An 18,205-nucleotide genomic window follows, 5' to 3' on the forward strand; every position below is an offset into this window, starting at 1 on the left:
AAGGAAAAATGGCAAATATATATATGGACGATGAAAACGGAGATGGAAAGGGACCAGATACTGAATTTCAGGTCCGTAACCAGTTGAAGAGGCAGTTGCATCGCAAGCGGGTAAAGAAGCTGGTCATCTGGCTGATTGTCCTGGTTCTGGTTATCTCTACGTTGTATCTGTATGGCTTTTTCAAGACCAACCATAGGTTCCCGTGGAATGATGCCACATCTGAAGCTGTCCGAATCCCAGATAATTACATTGAAGCTCAGGTAACGGAAAGTACTATGCAGCCTACCATAGATGTTGCCGGCTATGTGGTACCCTATGATAGCCAGGACGTCATCCTCCGTACTGACGGTGCCATTACCGCAGTAAATGCAAAGGAAGGTGATGCTGTCACGAAGGGTGAGGTACTTGCCACGGTAGATGATACTTATCAGCAATATCAGATAGCGAGCATACAGGCACAGCTTGACAGTGCCAGGCTGACAGGCAACAAGAATCAGGCAAGACTGCTTGAAATGCAATTGACCAATGCCAAGAACAATCTGGTCTATACGACTGCTACGGCTAATTTTGACGGGGTTGTCGCAACGTGTGACTGGGAAGTCGGTGATTATAATGTAGCCGGCACTACTGACAACAAGATGATTGTCGTTGACCTTTCCAAACTTAAGGCAACCGTTGATGTCGATGAACTGGATATGAAATATGTAAAGGTTGGAGAAACTGCTGACTTGAACTTTGACGCGATTCCTGCCGCTACCATAGAAGCACGTGTCTCAAAGATTCCTATGCTTGGTACCTACACTTCACAAGGTATAGGTACTGTCAGGGTAGAACTTACAGTAGATAACCCTCCCAAGGGCCTTTGGTCCGGGTTTACTTTCAGCGGTACCATTTCCAGCAATGCTGAGGTAACCTATGTGCTGATACCACAAGCTGCGGTACGCAGTGAAAATGACAAGAGTTTCGTGACCAAGAAAGGATCGGACGGTAACCTGACTGACATAGAAGTCAAGGTAAGATACCTTGGGGAAGGCAAATGTCAGTTGCTGAGCGGGGATGTCAAGGTCGGGGACACCTTGGTAATCAAGAAGTCATTGACCTTGGCGCAATTGATGAAGGAAACATCAAATGAATAGAAGACCTGTCATACAACTTGAAGATGTCAGGCGCTATTACATCGTAGGTGATTTCTGCGTCAAGGCACTTGACGGGATCAGCTTGGATATCATGGAAGGGGAATTCACTGCTATCATGGGGCCTTCCGGGAGCGGAAAAAGTACGATGATGAATCTTATCGGTTGCCTTGATACACCGACAAGTGGGACAATCAGCATCGATGGGGAGGATACTGCCGGCATGAATGAAATTGAACTCGCCTATATCAGGAACCATAAGGTCGGGTTCGTATTCCAGCAGTTCAATCTTCTTGGTAAACTGAATGCATTGCAGAATGTCGAAACGCCGTTACTTTACAGCGGCATACGCCCTAGGAAAAGAAAAGAGTTGGCCCAAGCTGCATTGGAACGTGTAGGACTTGCAGAAAGGATGTATCATAAGCCCAATGAGTTGTCCGGCGGACAGAAACAGCGGGTGGCTATAGCAAGGGCTTTGGTCGGCAATCCTACGATTCTTCTTGCAGATGAACCTACGGGCGCATTGGATTCCAAGACTGGTGTCAGGATCATGGAATTGTTTGAGCAGCTCAATGCGGAAGGAAGAACGGTTGTCTTTGTTACGCATGACAAGGCCTTGGGTGATCGTTGCAGACGACAGATACATCTGAGGGATGGAAAGATAGAGGAGGTACCACGCCATGTTTTTTGAAAACATCAAGCTTGCTTTTTCTGCTATGCATGGCAGCAAGATGAGGACCTTCCTTTCTTTATTGGGAATTGTAATCGGCGTAGGTGCTGTGGTTGCAATTCTCAATCTTGGTAGCAGTGCAAGCAGAAATATCAAAGAGAGTTTGGCTTCCGGTGGTACCGATGTCATTACAATCTGGCCCGCACAGAATGAACGTAACAATGAGTTTTTTTCATCTTCGTTCGGACAAAAGCTCCAAGAGAGATTTCCCGGTGTTGAAAATGTGTTATCTTCCATGCAGGGAAGTGCTTCTGTCCGTTATCAGGATACGGTTGCAACCTACAATGTGCTCGGTATTGATTCCTCATATTTTCCGACGGAAAAACTTGGTTTTTCCTTTGGCAATGCTTTTTCAATGGAAAGTGCCCTTATGGGACGTCAGGTAATTGTCCTTGGGGAGAAAGTAGCAGAGAAGTTGTTTACGGAAGGAAATCCCATAGGTAAGGTAGTTTTCCTATCTGCAGACCAAGGAAGGCCCTTGGCCTTCAAGGTAGTCGGGGTACTTGCACACAAGGATCAGAATTTTTCCATTGATGTGAATTCCATGGTCTATATTCCTTTCTTGACTTTCAGGCAGAAATTCCTGAAACTTCCCCAGGTTTCGATGTATACGGTCAAGATTGCTCCTGGTTTTGACACCATGAAAGAGTCTGAACAGATTACACAGTTTCTTGATTCTGTAGTCGGTACCGATGGATACGGAAGTTTTTCCCCTGCAATGCTGGTTTCCATGGCAAGTAGCATAACAAAGACATTGTCCTTATTTCTGGCTGCCATTGCTGCAATCAGTCTTTTGGTCGGTGGTATCGGCATCATGAATATTATGTTGGTATCAGTCATTGAACGTACAAGGGAAATCGGAATTCGGAAAGCAATCGGCGCAACGCCGTCAATCATACGTGGGCAATTTTTGGTTGAAGCTGTTACCCTGACACTTTTCGGTGGAATCTTGGGAACTGTCTTCGGGATATTGATCAGCTATGCGGTAACTACCGTAGCTGGTTGGCAACTCTCTTTTTCGTTTTCCTCTGTTGCAATAGCCTTGGGGTTCAGTATGTTCGTGGGAGTCTTTTTCGGCTGGTATCCGGCTATGAAGGCATCGCGGCTCAATCCCATCGATGCTTTGAATTTTGAATAGGGGGCGGAGGTTATCTGCGTGAATAAACTGGTTAAGAATTTTTCTAGGAAAAATGATACGAAGGAAGGACGTGGGGATCTGGCTCTTGCCGGTTTTGGTTTCCTCGTCGCGTATCTGGCGTTATTTATCCTGCTGGTCTTTTTTGTCAGTGCCTTGCAAGATAGGGAAGACCTGATGATGCAGAACAATGCTGAAAAAGCTTTCAATACAGCAATTTTTTCCATCCAAGACAGTGAAGTCAATGCAATGAAGGCACTGAAGGAAAATGGCATACTTGGCGTGGGTATCTATTCCCAGCTTGGGTCAAAGATCTTCAGTGAAGGGGATGTACCCTTGTTTTTGCCGTTGGATTTCATCAATGATGCCAAGAATTGGGAAGATGTAAAAACCCAGGGCAAGGCACAGTTCAATAGCAAAACCAAGAAAGTTGAGTATGTCAGGATGATTGACCGTGCAGCCATTTCTTCCTACGGCATCAACTTGACAAGTTTGGAGCCGACCCTTTCTTCCCTCCCTTCCATTTTCTCTGATGTCCTCTATATTGCTTTGGATGGAACCGCTTATCATCAGCGGATAATGCAGATGAGGCTGTTGCTGTTGCTTGCCTTGGTATTCCTTACATTGCTTTTCCTGTTTATTCTCCATATCTATATCAGCAACAGAAAATACAGGCAGACACTTGAAAGGCAGCGTAGCTTGGTAAATCTTGGACAGGCTGCAAGGACACTTACCCATGAGATCAAGAACCCGCTCAGTGCCATAGCAATACAGGTAGCTATTCTCCGCTACCAGACCGGCGGACAGTATACTTCCAATCTGGATATCATCGAAACGGAGACAAAAAGGGTGACTGATCTGACTGACAAGGTCAGTGAGTTCCTCCATAATCCGAAAGGAAATCCAAAGGATATACCACTGAGGGCATTCTTCTCTGATCTGATCGGCAAGTTCAGTCAACAGATTGATTTTTACATCGGTGAAGACTGTACTATCTGGTTTGATCCTGACAGGGCTCGCAGTGTTTTTGAAAACCTCATGAAAAATGCACTTGAAAGTGGGCCTGATCCCCAAGTGGAGGTTGTAATTTCTCAGGAAAAGAAAAAGAATATGGTTGTGATTGAGGTAAAGGATCGTGGAACAGGATTGCCTGTGGGCGCTGAGGATAAGATATTCAATCCTTTCTTTACGACGAAAGAAAAAGGAAGTGGTATAGGGTTGGCCATTTCCAGCCAGTTTGTAAAAGCTCAGCAGGGTACATTGACATTATTTCCCCGTGAAGGGGGTGGTACTGTCGCTAGGGTAGTGCTTCACAAAGGGCGAAGTCTGCCATCCTTTACCGAAGAATGACATGTGATAAGGGAAAGGTTAATGAAAATTCTTATTGTAGATGACGAAGTGAATATCAGAACGAGCTTAAGCCAGTTTTTTGCAGTTTGTAAGATTGAAAGTGACAAAGCTGAAAATGGTTTGGCAGCCCAGAGGATGATCGGAGAAAACGACTATGACGGTATGGTCGTAGACCTGAAGATGCCTGGAATGGATGGGTTGACACTTATCCATTGGCTTAGGGAAGAAGGGTATGATATGCCCGTGATTATGGTCAGTGCACATGGTGATATTACAGATGCAGTATCTGCTCTCAAAGGGGGTGCGGCAGATTACATCGTCAAGCCTTTCAATCCTCAGGAACTTGTAGAAAAACTGAAGAAAATGGTTGAAGCAAATACCATCCGCAGGCTTGTCGATAAGGAAATTCCGATGGATTCTTCGACATTCATTGGTGAAAGCAAGTCCATGATTGACATAAAGAAGATGATTTCGCTTTGTGCAAAAACCAAGTCCAATGTACTGATTACCGGCGAGAGCGGTACAGGAAAAGGTGTTGTTGCAAAGGAAATCCATAACCAGAGCATCGGAGACAATGGTCCGTTCCTTTCAATAAACATCGGCGGTGTTCCTGCCAATCTGATTGAAAATGAACTCTTCGGACATGAAAAAGGTGCCTACACCGGGGCTACGACCAGCAAGGCAGGTTTGTTTGAAAGTGCAGATGGCGGGACGTTGTTTCTTGATGAATTGGGGGATCTTCCCTTGGAACTGCAGGTAAAATTACTTACGGTCATCAATGATCGGGAAGTCCAGCGGCTCGGTGATACAGTCAAACGACCGATCAACGTACGTATCATTGCGGCAACCAACAAGAATCTGGAAGATATGGTAAGAAACGGAAAATTCCGAGAGGACTTGTATTTCCGACTCAATGTGCTGAGAATCCAGATACCCCCCTTGCGGGAACGCAAGGAGGATATCCCGTTGCTGGCTGCAGGAATTATCATCAAGCTTAAGGAAAAGAACATGGATCTTGGCATTACCGGTTTTTCGCCTGATGCAATCGAAAGGCTCAAGGAAGGAGAGTACTATGGCAATGTCCGGGAACTTGAAAATGTCATAGAACGCGCAGTGCTCTATGCAGATGACAATATTATCCGGGCTGATGATATCAAGCTGCAGGAATCGGTAATCAGTCCGAATATACAGCCGAGCGTGACCCAAGCCGGGGCGTTTGAGATGCCGCACAAGAAAGTAGAAGTCAAGAGCCTGCGGGAAGTCGAGAGGGAGACAATCGTCGAATCCTTGCATCGTTGGGGTGGAAACAAATCCCAGGCTGCCAAGGAACTTGGTATCAGCCGAAGGACGATTCTCAATAAGATTGCCGAATATGACATCAAGGAATATAACAACAAGCAGAAGTAATGGAGGAAAAAGCATGGAAGCACATTTGCCTAGGTGGGATTTGAGTCCGATTTACCCGTCACCTGAAAGTGGAGAATTTCTGCAGGCTATCAAAACATGCAGAAGTGGGTGTGATGAGCTTGCAGAACTGATTGGCAACGAAGGTCAGCTTGAGGATGTAATAGGGACATATGAAAAACTCTGTGATACCTATGAGACATTGGATGCCTATACTTATGCAGGGTTTTCCGTTGCTACAGCATCTTCCGTATGGCTTTCTGCAATGGCAAAAGTGGATGAACTTGGAGTTGTCTTGCATACTGTCGGCGTGAAATTCAGGAATTATCTTGCTTCGAAGAAAGAAGATATAATTCTTAAGACTGCCATCGGCGGATCACTGGAATCCTATGATTATGTTCTTTCCGTTCTGCTTGAGGAACAATCCCACCAGATGCCGGAAGCTTTGGAAGATTTGGCAGGGGACCTGAATCGGAGCGGTACCGATTCTTTTGCCAGGTTGCAGGAAGCCTTGGCAAGCAGTACTACCATTGATTTTGATGGAGAGGATCTGACTGTTACCGAATTGAGGAACTTGGCATTTTCTCCTGACGGAACAATACGCAGTCGGGCATTTGATGCAGAGGTTGCCTTGCTCAGACGTAATGAGGTGGCTTATGCTGCTGCGCTTAATGGTGTAAAGGGTGCTACTATCTGTTTGGATACACGGCATCATTACGGCAACTTGGCAAGGTCACTGGAACAATCGAGGATTGACCAGTCCGTGATGGACGCCCTTGTCGGTACTTTGGAAAAAAATCTTCCTGCTTTCAGGGAATATCTGCAGGCAAAGGCCCATAGATTAGGAAAGGACAGCCTTCCGTTCTATGATCTTTTTGCTCCTGTTGCTGATGCACATATGGAATTTTCCTTTGACCAGGCCAAGCAGTTCATCATCAGGCAATTCTCGGCTTTTGATGACGGTATGGGTAAGTTTGCCAACAGGGCATTTGAGGAACATTGGATTGATGCGGAACCTCGTAAAGGGAAGGTCGGAGGAGCCTATGACACCCAATTCCCTGACGCAGGGGTGAGCAGGATCATGTGCAACTTTGACGGTACTTACAATGGGGTTTCTACGATGGCCCACGAACTTGGCCATGCTTTCCATGATTCCCTTACATTGCCCTTGGACAACCTGAGGAGAAGCTATCCTATGACGTTGGCTGAAACGGCTTCTATCTTCAGCGAGTATCTGGTACTTCAGGGGGCATTGGAAGAAGCTGATTCACAGCAAAGGCTTGCCCTGATCGAGCATTTTTGCCAAGATGCCTGTCAAGTCTGTGTGGACATACTCTGCCGATACTATTTTGAACAGGCCGTATTTGAAGAACGGAAAGAGGGGGATCTTACTCCCTCGCGTTTTTGTCAGATCATGGTTGATTGCCAGAAACGTACCTATGGGGAACTTGCCGTATACCATCCGTATATGTGGGCAGTAAAGGGCCATTACTATTCCAGTGAACGGTCTTTCTATAATTATCCCTATGCTTTCGGCCAGCTTTTTGCCTTGGGTATCTATGCAAAAAGGGAAGAACTCGGCAGCCGTTTTACTGCAACCTACAGAAAATTGCTGTCTTCCACAGGGTTGGGAGATTGCAGGAGTGTTGCTTCCATGGTCGGCTGCAATATTGCAGATGAGGCTTTCTGGCAGAGTGGCATGGATATAATCATTCACTATATAGAGGAATTCAGGCATGCAGATTGACATCGCAAAGATGGTCGAGGGAGGAAAGGGCCTTGGGTTTCTGTCTTCGGGAAAAGCTGTACTTGTGAAGGGAGCACTGCCTGGGGAAACTGTCAGGATAACCGTGGAGAATGAAGGTGCCTCGTATTGCAATGCAAGCGTCCTTGAGGTAATCGTTCCTTCCAGTCACAGGGTAAAACCCCAATGCCCCTTTTATGGCCGTTGCGGGGGCTGTGACCTGCAGCATGTTGCTACTGCCTACCAGGCAGAACTCAAGCAGCAGATTGTCATGGACAACCTTTGCCGGCTTGGACATGTCGATCCTGACCACCTTGACATACAGGACTGGGCCGATGGCCCTGGGTTCGGCTACCGCAACCGTGTACGTTTCCATTTTGATTTTGCTGACGGAACGGCAGGATTTTTGTCGGAACAAAGCAATGATCTTGTTGCTGTTGACCATTGCCCGGTACTTTGTGATTCCCTTGATCGTTTGCTTAAGGAAAAAAAAGACCTGTTGAAATCTGCAGCAAGAGACAGTATGTTCAAAGGTCAAACAGGCAAAGGAAAATTCATTGAGATTCCTGCTTTCGCCGGTGATGACGGCATATCGTTTGGAGACCGGATAGTACATGTGAAGGTCGCTGACCATACCTATGCGGTGACTTCACAAGTCTTTTTCCAGTCAAATCGTTTTTTGCTTGCTTCTTTACTGAAGTATGTTGCTGGTATGGTACCTCCTGGCAGGACGATGGATTTATACAGTGGGGTAGGGACTTTTTCTGCAGTTTTACCAGCTGGGACCATTGCCGTAGAAAAACAGAAAGCTTGCTTGAAACTTGCCGGTATCAATGCACCACAGGCAACCTGCTTTGCAAATACCGTTGAAAAGTGGATTGCATCCCACCGTCGTACGGTCGATACAATCGTTGTCGATCCTCCTCGTTCAGGATTGGACAGATCCGTTCCGAATCTTCTTTCAGCTTCAGAAGCCAAGAGGATTATCTATGTATCCTGCAATTCCGTGACTTTGTCCAGGGATGTGGCAATGCTTGCCGATAAGGGTTATCGGCTTTGCTCCATCAAGGTCTTTGATTTCAATCCCCAGACACATAGGACCGAATGTGTGGCAGTGCTCAATAAATAGGCAAAATATTTTTCTTGCTCATATCCTTCTATGAATTCCGTCCCGGATTATCTATCATCCGGGACGGAGAAGGAAAAAGAGTATGAGGAGCAATATGCATTATTCCTTGACGGAACCTGCAAGTAAACCTTGTACAAAGTATTTTCCGAGGAATATATAGATACACAATACAGGTATGGCAGAAATAATTGCACCTGCCATGGAATCGTTCCAAGCTACTGCCTGACCGCCTGCCAATTGTGACAGACCGACGGTAATAGGGTTCGTTTCTTGACTTGTCAGACAGATTGCCCATAGGAATTCATTCCATATCTGAGTGAACTGCCATATACCTACGACTACAAAGGAAGGAATCGAGAGAGGAAGTATCAGTTTCGAAAAGACAGTGAAGTAGCTCGCTCCGTCAATTCTTCCGGATTCCAATATCGAGTCAGGGATCTGGTCATAAAAATTCCTGAACAGCATGGTAACAATCGGGATACCATAGATGACGTGTGCAAGGATCAATCCTCCCAGTCCAGTCATATGAATCTTTGTCAGAGTTTCAAAAAGAGGAATCAGGATGATTTGGTATGGTATGAACATGCCGAATAGCAGCAACGTAAAGATAAGTTCGCTGCCCTTGAATTTGTTCTTTGAGAAAATATATCCGTTTATGGCTCCTAGCATGGAAGAAATCACCGTACCTGAGACGGTCAATATGACACTGTTCTTCAGATATGGGGCAAGTTTCGTAATAGCATGTTGATAACCTACAATTTCAAACGGATGGGGGAGTTTCCATGCCGTCGTCAGATTTATAGTTTCCCGTGCCTTGAAAGAGGTTATCAAGGCCATGTACATCGGGACTAGGAAGACGACACATAGTAGCACCATCACTACGTAGAATGCAATATGTTTTGTTTTTCTGCTTTGTGCTGACATCATGCTACCCTTTCCCTATGAGACCGTACCATGTACGGGATGATGAACAGGGCTGCAAAAATGAACAGGATCACTGCCATTGCACTGCCCAGTGCCAGTTTGTTTGCCCTGAAGGTTGTCGTATACATCCTTATGGACGGATGGCCTGTAAATTCATTGTCGGTGCCGGCCATGGCATATATAAGGTCGAACATTTTCAATGAGATGTGTGACATGATGACCACGGCGCTCATGGTGATGGGTTTCAGGTTCGGTATTGCAATTTTCCAATAATAGGTAAATTCATTTGCTCCATCTAGTTTTGCGCTTTCCTTGATGCTTCCTGAAAGACCTCGTAAGCCTGCAAGATACAATGCCATTGCATATCCTGCATATTGCCAGACTCCAGCAGTGATGATACCGATGGTTGCCAAGTTGAAACCATGCGATTCCTTCATGGCAAGGGCAGGAGGAAGTTTAGGACTGATGAAAATGATAAATATTGCCAATGCGGCAATGATGATGCCATTGTTCCTTGCGCTTTTTTTTACGTGATGCAATATTGCATTTATAAAGAGGCAGGTAAAAATAATAAGGAACACGATTGCAAGGACCTTCCAAATATGTTGCCAGTTGAACTGCAGTACTTGCTGTTTGCTGCTTGTCCATTGGAACGTACCTTGTTTGCCTCCAAACCATGTGGGAATGGCGTTGAGACCGCCGCTTGGGGAGACCAGCCATCTCCAGACTGTACCGCTGACAACAAAAGACAGCGACATGGGATACAGGAAAATAGTCCGATAGATTCCTTCGTGTCTGACCCTGCGGTCCAATAAGATTGCCAGCAGCAGACCGATGATCAAAGTACCTGCAAGCAGAAGCAATGAATAGAAGACTGTATTCACAAGATCCTGGCGGAAGCCAGATTGTGTAATACCCGTGAACAGTGATTTGTAGTTTTTCAGTCCGATGAAGTTTTTTACCGGATTCTGTGCCATACCATGCCAGTCTGTCATTGAGGAATAAATAGTGTTACCTATGAATCCATAGACAAAAATCCCGACGAGTATGATGGAAGGAAGCAGAATCAAAACAGAATAAAGGACTTCCTTGCTATTTTTTTTACTCATGATATCTTCCCGAAATACAGACTGGCGGTTTCTTTTTCCGAAGAAACCGCCATACAAGCGAATAAGCGATGTTATTTTGTCATTCCATCAGCTTCTGCCAGTTCAGCACAGGCTGCAGCAGCCTGCTGGGCATTCTTGTTGCTCATGAACTGTTCGATGACGGGACTGAAATCGTTGAGGAAAGATTCCGGTGCAACCACGCCATGGGCCAGGGAACCTACAATCCTGTCGTTTGCAAAATCATGTGCGGCAGATTTTGAGTATTCACTGTAAAGGCTCATGTCAGCATCGGTCCTGACAGGAATGGAACCCTTGAGCGGATTGAAAGCATCCTGGCCTTCCTTTGAACCACATTCCTTGAGCCATGCAACGGCTGCATCAGGATTCTTGCATCCCTTCGGAATTCCAAAGCTGTCTGAGAGGAACTGGAAGTAACCTTTTGTCCCAGGCACGTTTGCCCATCCGAAGCCAGTCTTCGGAGCAAGCTTGAGTGTTGTCATCATATATCCTGCAGCCCAGTCACCCATCCAGTTGAAGGCAGCCTGTCCCTGCACGACCATATCCGTAGCCTGTTGCCATGAAAGTGATGGTGCATCAGAGTTGGTGTATTCCAACAACTTGCCGAAGTTTTCCCATACCTTTATTACTTTCGGATCGGTCCATGAGAGTCCACCGTTCCAAAGGGCTTCGTAATCATCTCCACCCAAGGTGGCCAATGCTACATTTTCCCAGTTTTCAGTAGCTGTCCAAGTCTGTCCCATTGAAAGGGGTATGACACCCTTTGCCTTCAGTATTGCTGCAGTCTTGAAGAATTCATCAAGATTTGTAGGAACCGTTACTCCCCATTTCTTGAGGTTTTCAGGGATGTACCACATTACATTTGATTTGTGGACACATACAGGTACTGACCAGATGCCTGTGTCTGTACCGATGAGACCGATGACATCCTTCGGGAAGACATCCAACCAGCCTTCTTCCTTATAAAGCGGAGTCAAATCAAGCATTCTGTCCGAAGTAACCCATGTGCCGATAAGTTCCTGTCCTGCATGGACCTGGAAGGCTTCAGGTGGATCATTGTTGAGCATCCGAGTCTTGAGCACAGCCTTTGCGTTGACGCCAGAACCTCCGGTTACGGTTGCGTTGATCAGATTTACCTGTGGATATCTTGCATTGAACTTTCCGATCAGTGCCTTGAGCGCGGGACCTTCATCTCCTGCCCACCAAGAAAAGATTTCCAAATCTCCCTTAGGGGTATTGCTATTCAACTGTACCTGTTCTATGGCACTTTTCGCGGGTGTTGCGGTGGTTGTCGTTTCTGAACTTCCCTGAGCAAATGCAACGCCCATTGTCAAGGCAACCATCGATACGATTGCCAAAGTCTTTTTCATATTTTCCCTCCTAAATGTTTCTCTATGACTATTCTTGCATTGGTTGCTGTTGTCGTGAATTGATATTTTTATTGAAAACAATGAATATTTTTTGATTCTTCGCAGGAAAGGAAAAGTAAAACCTCTATTGGTAATATGAGGTACAGATGAAACTGCTATTGCAGTTGATAGGATTGCCCCATTTTGCGCATAATCTTTTCAATGAAATGATGTTTTAATAAAGATAGTTTGTCTATATGTTTTTTTGCATATGTAATAAAAAAATGACAAATCATCCAATTATGTATAAATTTTGGAAAATTAATAGCTTAATAATGTAATAATATTTTGAGATAAAATTAAAATAAATGGAAGTAATAATTAAAAAAAATTGACTTAATTTGTAACACTTGTTATTATTTAGGTAACAAGAAGCTTAAATTGTTTCTTGAATCATATGTTGATTACCTTCCTTTGTTCGGTTTGCTCATGTAATCCCCTGCATGGTTTTCACGGACAAGGGAAGTTTTTTTTTGCAAAAATCACCAGTCGGAACTCTCTTTTTCCCTGCTGCCATGACTTGCATAGAGTCTGGATGACCATTCTGTTTTTCGATTTCTGGAACCCCTTGCATAGATACAGTTACCTCTGCGTTGCCTTGTCTGGTCGTGCTATATGTTTGTTTTCTTGTCTGTATGCCTCGTTTTTTCTTGCCATCAGGCACTGGTGGACTTATCATGGGGATATGGTATATTCAATTGTACTCGTAGATGATGAAGTCCAGGTCCGTTCCAGCATTCGCAGTACGACTGCTTGGGCTGATTATGGTTTTCGGATTGTCGGTGAAGCTGGCAATGGCATAGAAGCTTTGGAACTCATCGAAGAAAAGCAACCGGACGTAGTAATTACAGATATCAGGATGCCCTATATGGACGGCATAGAACTTATACGGTCAATCAGGGAAGTCCTGCCTGCCGCGGTCATTATTATTCTCAGTGGTTATGATGAGTTTACCTATGCCCAGACTGCCATACGATACAATGTCAAGGAATATCTGCTCAAGCCTGTATCCCATGAGGACATCTGTTCGTTGTTGCAGCGCATACATGGACAGATTGACCATGAATTCGAACATAACCATGATCAGGACTTGCTGCAGAAAGCGTATAAGCAAGCATTGCCGCAACTGAAGGAAAAATACCTTGTATCTTTGCTTTCTCCTGTCAAGGAGGTTCCTGAGAGAATCCTGGTTGAACGGGGGGAGACATATGGGTATCAGGTAAGTGACAAGGATTGTTTCCATGTAGCTGTGATCGAAGCCGAAAGGATGGATAATCCTCTTATGCTTCAGGCCATGTTGCATGTCTGCAGGGAAGTCTTGGGAAAGGATGGGTCCCTTTTGCTTCAGATGGATGACCAGATAGTATTGATGTTCAACGGAAGTTGTTGCGGAGAAGAGGGTGTCTTCCTTCCGCTGTTTACGAAAAGGTGCATGCAGCATTGCAAGGAAGTAAGTGCGTATCTCAACCGGTATATCCCCGGTGGAGTCACCATAGGTCTCAGCCCTCTGTGCCGTACGCTTTCAGCCTTGGGCAGTGCTTATCGGAAGGCACTGGTTGCCTTGAATTACAAGGCTTATGAGAAAGACCAGCATGTACTTTATTTCAATGATATGGAGCAGACTTATCATCCTAAGCTTGATCTGCTTGCAAGCGAGAGGCTGAAAGATGAATTCCTGAAGTTGCTCAAACTGGGCAGTGAGGAAGAGGTCGTGCTTGCTGTTGCACGCTTCTTTGATGACAAATCAGGGCTTGATCCTGAGGGTTTGCAGTCATATGTTCTTTCTCTTCTTTCATCTTTGGCTGAACTGACGCTGGATTATGGGACTTCTCTTTCCAAGGTAAGTTCCAATAGGAACTTTTTTGCAGAGCTTTCCAGTGTGACGACTGTAGGTCGTGCCAAACACTGGTTTACCATGCTGTCCTTGGATGTCCACAGGACCATCAAGGGCGAGAGGGAAAAGAGCCATGTCAGGTTTGTTGAAGATGCAAAGCGTTATTTGCTTGACAACTATAGCGATCCGGCGGTGGGGTTGGATAAGATCTGTGACTGGCTTGGAGTCAGCACTTCCTATTTCAGTTCGACTTTCAAGAAGGAAACAGGTGTTCCGTTTGTCCAGGCCTTGAATGAAGTAAGGTTGTCTCAGGCACAGAAACTGTTGGTGGATACAGATCTCAAAAATTATGAAATTGCAGAAAAAGTCGGATTTTCTGATCCGAATTATTTTTCCTTTTGTTTCAAACGCAACCGAGGTCTTTCTCCTACGCAGTACCGGGCCCGGTACAGAGGCAGCGAACATGTTCTCGAAACCTAGGAGCATCAACAGGATTTTTTCAGTTGCAAGTGGTTTGATTGCCATTGTCACAGTGACGATTCTATCCTCCGTACTTTATCGTGAATTTACCTATACCAGCAGACAGACGACTTTCACGACTACCAGTGAAATCATCACACAGGTAAACTATCACCTGAGCAACTATATCACTGATATCATGGCAACCGGTGATTATGCTGCTTCTCTTGTCAGCCAGGGAGACAGTCGGCAGATAATGGGAAAAATGACTGCTATCGTTGACAGCCGCCAGGATATCGTGACTATGGCGGTATTTGATATGGATGGACATGTCCTATGCAATACTGACGAAGGGGCAACAAGGGATTCCAGTCAGATTGTTAAGCAACAATGGTTCCTCAAAGCCCGGACAGGGCAGAACCCTTTCTATTTTTCTTTTCCCCATGTCCAGCATCTGGTACCGTTGCATTATCCTTGGGTCATTTCCTATAGCCGTGAGGTAACCTCATTTGATGCCCAAGGACATAAGCAGGAGAGAATACTGCTTATTGACATGAACTTTTCATTCGTAAGCAACCTCACTCGTCAGGTAAAGTTGGGAAAGAGCGGCTATATCTATATCATCGATGATGATGGAAACATTATCTATCATCCCAAGCAGACATTGATCAACTGCGGACTTTTCAAGGAAGACATACAAGGTGTCCGGGACAATGTCTTCGGTACATACCAAAGCATACATCAGGGAAGGAAAAGGCTTACGATCATCCAGACGGTAGACAACTGCCGATGGAAGATCGTCGGTGTAGCTTATATGGATGAACTGATGGAGGGAATGAACCGGATCAGCTGGATTATCCTGTTGGTCACGCTTTTGGCAATTGTCCTGTCCTTGCTACTTTCCAAGGCTGTTGCCGGATACATTACTTCCCCGATACAGCAGCTTGAACGAGAGATGAAACAGGTTGAGAACAGGAAGCAACTGGAAGTACCTCTTCCTGTCCATGGCAGTGAGGAAGTAGAAGCCCTGTCCCATGCCTATATCGAAATGGTAGAGAGGATCCGAAAGCTCATGACTGATATTGTCACTCAACAGGAATTGAAAAGGAAAAGCGAACTTGATGCTTTGGAAGCAAAGATCAATCCGCATTTTCTATACAATACCCTGGACAGCGTGGTCTGGATGGCTGAACGTGGCAACACAGAGGGAGTTATCCAGATGGTGCGGGCTTTGGCCAAGCTTTTCAGGATTTCCATCAGCCATGGACATGAAGTAATTGCAATTGGCGAAGAACTCGAACATGTGAAGAATTATCTGCTGATTCAAAAGATGCGTTTCTGTAATTTTGATTTCAAGCTTGACTGTGAGGATGACCTGCTGGACCGTCCGATAATCAAGTTGCTGATACAACCGCTGGTGGAAAATGCACTATATCACGGTATCAAATATATGGTTGACCCCGGTTTCATATCAGTTACTGTTGAGAACTATGGGACAGATAGAATCAGGATTGCAGTAAAGGACAATGGCGTAGGAATGAGTCAGGAAAAAATCCAAAGTCTTTTTGAAGGCAAGGCAAGGGAAACTTCAGGAAATGGCATCGGGGTGTGCAATGTCCAGCAGCGCATCCAGCTTTCCTATGGAATGGCATATGGAATTTCAATTGTGTCCGAGATTGATGAGGGAACCTGTGTATATATCATCTTGCCGAAAGGAGAAAAGATGAATTCCCGAAAGGTGGCAGACAATTGAAGAAAGATATCTGTGCAATATGTATTTGTGTTTGTCTGCTTTCCTGCATGGCAGGGTGTTCCAGACATGCAGGAGAAACTGACCATGGAAGCAAGATAGCTTTCATTACAATGATGCAAGGTGGGCAGGTCTGGGGAGAGATCAAGAATGGTGCAAGAATTGCACGGGATGAAATCGGTTGCCAGGTCGATTTCTTTGCCCCTGTCAACGAGACTGACAGCCGGCAACAGGCAGTCTATGTCAGGCAAGCTGTTGAGGCTGGTTATGATGCCATTGTCATTGCTCCATCCGATGAAAAACTATTGCTTCCTCCACTGAGGACTGCCCGTTCAAAAGGCATACAGGTCCTGACAATGTATAACTCCATTGATCCCTCGGGTGACTTGGTCCCTGTACTGATGACTTCCTTTACTGCCGTAGGCCGGTCACTTGCTGATGCTGTGTTACCGTTGCTGGTACACAAGTCCGTTGACTGCCTGGTCATCGGAGCCCTCTTGCATACGACTTCGGCAACAGAGGTCACACGGGGTATCCGTGAAGAATTCGAACAATATCCTGACGTACAGTTGCAGACAGCCTATTGTTTCGGTGACAGCAATAAAGCTGCGTCCATTACGGGGAAAAAACTGTCAGAAGACAAGGAAACAAATCTTCTCGTTGCTTTGGATGAGACCAGTTCGGATGGTATACTCCAAGCTTTGGACAAGCTCCAGAATGGAAGAGGTAAAGACCTTGTGGTCGTGGTGTGGGGAAATAGCCTTGCAAACCTTCAGGGGTTTGAAAATGGTATCGTAGATGCCATAGTGGCTATCAATGGATATGGTATGGGGTATAGGAGCATCTATGCAGCTATGGATTTGCTCCATGGCAAGACAATGCCTGATATACCGGTGGAATATGCAGTTGTAACGAAAGAAAACTTTATGGATGACAACATACAGAAATTGCTGTTTCCACAAATCAATTGACTTTGCGCTTTTCAAGGAATGCCTTGAAGTTCTTTCTGTCGACGCTCTGGTAGGGAATCCAGACATAGCAATCATCCGTTATGGTATAACCGATGGCTTTCGACGTTGGGTGTATTCCTTGTGCAAGCAGATAAGCCAGATTGAAAGCCGCCTTTCCTTGGCTGGTTGAGTCGTTGAAGACTGTACCAAGCAAGGTCCCTTCCTCGATTGCCTGGAGTGCCGGAGGTGTAGCATCCACGCTTATGACCGGCAGATACTTGCCCTCCTTGAAAAATCCAGCGGCTTTCAGTGCTTCGATTGCTCCCAGTGCCATTTCATCATTGTTTGCAATGACTGCTTCGATCCTGTCCCCGACGGAAGTCAGGAACGAGGACATGAGTATCCTTCCCTCATTACGTTCCCAATATGCTGAGCCTTCTGCAACCTTTTGCACGGCTATGCCATTTCCTCTCAGGCATCTGATTACATATTTGCTTCTGAGTTCTGTATCCTGATGTCCTGTTTCCCCTTTGAGCATGACATATTGAAGTTTTCCGTCTCCATTGAGATCTGCCTTAGGATTGTTTTTCCAATAATCTGCCAGGATTTGTCCGCTCATCATGCCTGAAGTTTCAGCTTTCGAGCCGACATAATAGACTTTCTCCGGCCATTTCTTCATATCTTCAGGATATGGTTCCTTGTTGAAGAAAACCACCGGCACATCGGCTTTTTTTGCCTTTTCCAGTTCAGCACCGGCCGCACTACGGTCTACAGGATTTATCATAAGGGTTCTGACACCTTCCTGCAGAAGTTCTTCAATCTGTTGGTTCTGCATTGATTGGCTTCCATTTGAATTGACGATCAGCAACTGGGCTTTGTCTTTTGCAGTTGCTATTATGGACTGCTTGAGATAGTTCATATATACATCATCCCTTCGGTAGATGATGCAACCGATTGTCGGTTCTGAAGGTTGCCTGTGCAGGCGGAGCAATGAAAAGGCCACAACCAAGGCCATGGCAAAGGCTGGGATAAGGAATCTTTTTTTCATGGATATGGCTCCCGTCGGTATGTGGTGATTGTACCATGCCCCTGGTGAAAACACAACGAAAGAAAACTTACCGGTTTTT

Annotated in this window: 15 protein-coding genes; 10 read left to right on the forward strand and 5 right to left on the reverse strand. The window is 45.5% G+C overall.

Features of this window, described 5'->3' with window-relative positions; genetic code table 11:
- Nucleotides 1–8 precede the first annotated feature (8 nt).
- From LKE40_14830 to LKE40_14860, 7 genes are read left to right on the forward strand one after another with little or no spacing between them, the layout of a single operon-like run.
- A complete protein-coding gene (locus LKE40_14830) occupies nucleotides 9–1,136 on the forward strand; it encodes an efflux RND transporter periplasmic adaptor subunit (protein ID MCH3918702.1) in 1,128 nt (375 codons plus the stop codon).
- The gene (locus LKE40_14835; GenBank protein MCH3918703.1) at nucleotides 1,129–1,824 is read left to right on the forward strand and encodes an ABC transporter ATP-binding protein; all 696 of its coding nucleotides are present in this window, start codon (nucleotides 1,129–1,131) and stop codon (nucleotides 1,822–1,824) included. The genes LKE40_14830 and LKE40_14835 overlap by 8 nt, the downstream gene beginning before the upstream one ends.
- On the forward strand, nucleotides 1,814–3,001 hold the full coding sequence (locus LKE40_14840) for an ABC transporter permease (GenBank protein MCH3918704.1): 1,188 nt from the start codon (nucleotides 1,814–1,816) through the stop codon (nucleotides 2,999–3,001). The genes LKE40_14835 and LKE40_14840 overlap by 11 nt, the downstream gene beginning before the upstream one ends.
- Nucleotides 3,002–3,019: 18 nt before the next feature.
- On the forward strand, nucleotides 3,020–4,348 hold the full coding sequence (locus tag LKE40_14845) for a HAMP domain-containing histidine kinase (protein MCH3918705.1): 1,329 nt from the start codon (nucleotides 3,020–3,022) through the stop codon (nucleotides 4,346–4,348).
- A gap of 21 nt (nucleotides 4,349–4,369) precedes the next feature.
- The gene (locus LKE40_14850; GenBank protein ID MCH3918706.1) at nucleotides 4,370–5,755 is read left to right on the forward strand and encodes a sigma-54 dependent transcriptional regulator; all 1,386 of its coding nucleotides are present in this window, start codon (nucleotides 4,370–4,372) and stop codon (nucleotides 5,753–5,755) included.
- Between the two features lie 13 nt (nucleotides 5,756–5,768).
- Nucleotides 5,769–7,499, forward strand: coding sequence for a M3 family oligoendopeptidase (locus LKE40_14855; protein ID MCH3918707.1), 1,731 nt, complete (start codon nucleotides 5,769–5,771; stop codon nucleotides 7,497–7,499).
- Complete coding sequence (locus tag LKE40_14860; GenBank protein ID MCH3918708.1) at nucleotides 7,489–8,625, forward strand: class I SAM-dependent RNA methyltransferase; 1,137 nt, start codon at nucleotides 7,489–7,491, stop codon at nucleotides 8,623–8,625. Before LKE40_14855 ends, LKE40_14860 begins: the two co-directional genes overlap by 11 nt.
- Before the next feature lie 99 nt (nucleotides 8,626–8,724).
- On the opposite strand, the gene LKE40_14865 is transcribed toward LKE40_14860, so the two are convergent.
- From LKE40_14865 to LKE40_14880, 4 genes are all read right to left on the reverse strand, one after another.
- On the reverse strand, nucleotides 8,725–9,549 hold the full coding sequence (locus tag LKE40_14865) for a carbohydrate ABC transporter permease (GenBank protein MCH3918709.1): 825 nt from the start codon (nucleotides 9,547–9,549) through the stop codon (nucleotides 8,725–8,727).
- A complete protein-coding gene (locus tag LKE40_14870; protein MCH3918710.1) occupies nucleotides 9,549–10,658 on the reverse strand; it encodes a sugar ABC transporter permease in 1,110 nt (369 codons plus the stop codon). Before LKE40_14870 ends, LKE40_14865 begins: the two co-directional genes overlap by 1 nt.
- Nucleotides 10,659–10,729: 71 nt before the next feature.
- Nucleotides 10,730–12,046, reverse strand: a complete 1,317-nt coding sequence (locus tag LKE40_14875; GenBank protein ID MCH3918711.1) for an ABC transporter substrate-binding protein — start codon at nucleotides 12,044–12,046, stop codon at nucleotides 10,730–10,732.
- Nucleotides 12,047–12,512: 466 nt separating this feature from the next.
- Entirely contained in the window at nucleotides 12,513–12,764 is a 252-nt protein-coding gene (locus LKE40_14880) for a hypothetical protein (GenBank protein ID MCH3918712.1), read from the reverse strand.
- Nucleotides 12,765–12,770: 6 nt separating this feature from the next.
- Between LKE40_14880 and LKE40_14885 the strand changes: the two genes are divergently transcribed.
- Genes LKE40_14885 through LKE40_14895 form a run of 3 tightly spaced genes read left to right on the forward strand, consistent with a single transcriptional unit; the run spans nucleotide 12,771 to nucleotide 17,099 of the window.
- A complete protein-coding gene (locus tag LKE40_14885; GenBank protein ID MCH3918713.1) occupies nucleotides 12,771–14,399 on the forward strand; it encodes a response regulator in 1,629 nt (542 codons plus the stop codon).
- Complete coding sequence (locus LKE40_14890; GenBank protein ID MCH3918714.1) at nucleotides 14,383–16,131, forward strand: sensor histidine kinase; 1,749 nt, start codon at nucleotides 14,383–14,385, stop codon at nucleotides 16,129–16,131. The genes LKE40_14885 and LKE40_14890 overlap by 17 nt, the downstream gene beginning before the upstream one ends.
- Nucleotides 16,128–17,099, forward strand: a complete 972-nt coding sequence (locus LKE40_14895; GenBank protein MCH3918715.1) for a substrate-binding domain-containing protein — start codon at nucleotides 16,128–16,130, stop codon at nucleotides 17,097–17,099. The genes LKE40_14890 and LKE40_14895 overlap by 4 nt, the downstream gene beginning before the upstream one ends.
- On the opposite strand, the gene LKE40_14900 is transcribed toward LKE40_14895, so the two are convergent.
- Complete coding sequence (locus LKE40_14900; GenBank protein ID MCH3918716.1) at nucleotides 17,092–18,126, reverse strand: galactose ABC transporter substrate-binding protein; 1,035 nt, start codon at nucleotides 18,124–18,126, stop codon at nucleotides 17,092–17,094. The genes LKE40_14895 and LKE40_14900 overlap by 8 nt on opposite strands.
- Nucleotides 18,127–18,205: the final 79 nt, after the last annotated feature.

Source organism: Spirochaetia bacterium (assembly GCA_022482625.1).
In the GTDB taxonomy this organism is placed as follows: domain Bacteria; phylum Spirochaetota; class Spirochaetia; order Sphaerochaetales; family Sphaerochaetaceae; genus Pleomorphochaeta.

Excerpts from the sequence above, each read along its gene's own strand:
- LKE40_14830 (MCH3918702.1), top strand. The coding sequence starts at position 9 with ATGGCAAATATATATATGGACGATGAAAACGGAGATGGAAAGGGACCA.
- LKE40_14835 (MCH3918703.1), top strand. The coding sequence starts at position 1,129 with ATGAATAGAAGACCTGTCATACAACTTGAAGATGTCAGGCGCTATTAC.
- LKE40_14840 (MCH3918704.1), top strand. The coding sequence starts at position 1,814 with ATGTTTTTTGAAAACATCAAGCTTGCTTTTTCTGCTATGCATGGCAGC.
- LKE40_14850 (MCH3918706.1), top strand. The coding sequence starts at position 4,370 with ATGAAAATTCTTATTGTAGATGACGAAGTGAATATCAGAACGAGCTTA.
- LKE40_14855 (MCH3918707.1), top strand. The coding sequence starts at position 5,769 with ATGGAAGCACATTTGCCTAGGTGGGATTTGAGTCCGATTTACCCGTCA.
- LKE40_14860 (MCH3918708.1), top strand. The coding sequence starts at position 7,489 with ATGCAGATTGACATCGCAAAGATGGTCGAGGGAGGAAAGGGCCTTGGG.
- LKE40_14865 (MCH3918709.1), bottom strand. The coding sequence starts at position 9,549 with ATGTCAGCACAAAGCAGAAAAACAAAACATATTGCATTCTACGTAGTG.
- LKE40_14870 (MCH3918710.1), bottom strand. The coding sequence starts at position 10,658 with ATGAGTAAAAAAAATAGCAAGGAAGTCCTTTATTCTGTTTTGATTCTG.
- LKE40_14875 (MCH3918711.1), bottom strand. The coding sequence starts at position 12,046 with ATGAAAAAGACTTTGGCAATCGTATCGATGGTTGCCTTGACAATGGGC.
- LKE40_14880 (MCH3918712.1), bottom strand. The coding sequence starts at position 12,764 with ATGATAAGTCCACCAGTGCCTGATGGCAAGAAAAAACGAGGCATACAG.
- LKE40_14885 (MCH3918713.1), top strand. The coding sequence starts at position 12,771 with ATGGTATATTCAATTGTACTCGTAGATGATGAAGTCCAGGTCCGTTCC.
- LKE40_14890 (MCH3918714.1), top strand. The coding sequence starts at position 14,383 with ATGTTCTCGAAACCTAGGAGCATCAACAGGATTTTTTCAGTTGCAAGT.
- LKE40_14900 (MCH3918716.1), bottom strand. The coding sequence starts at position 18,126 with ATGAAAAAAAGATTCCTTATCCCAGCCTTTGCCATGGCCTTGGTTGTG.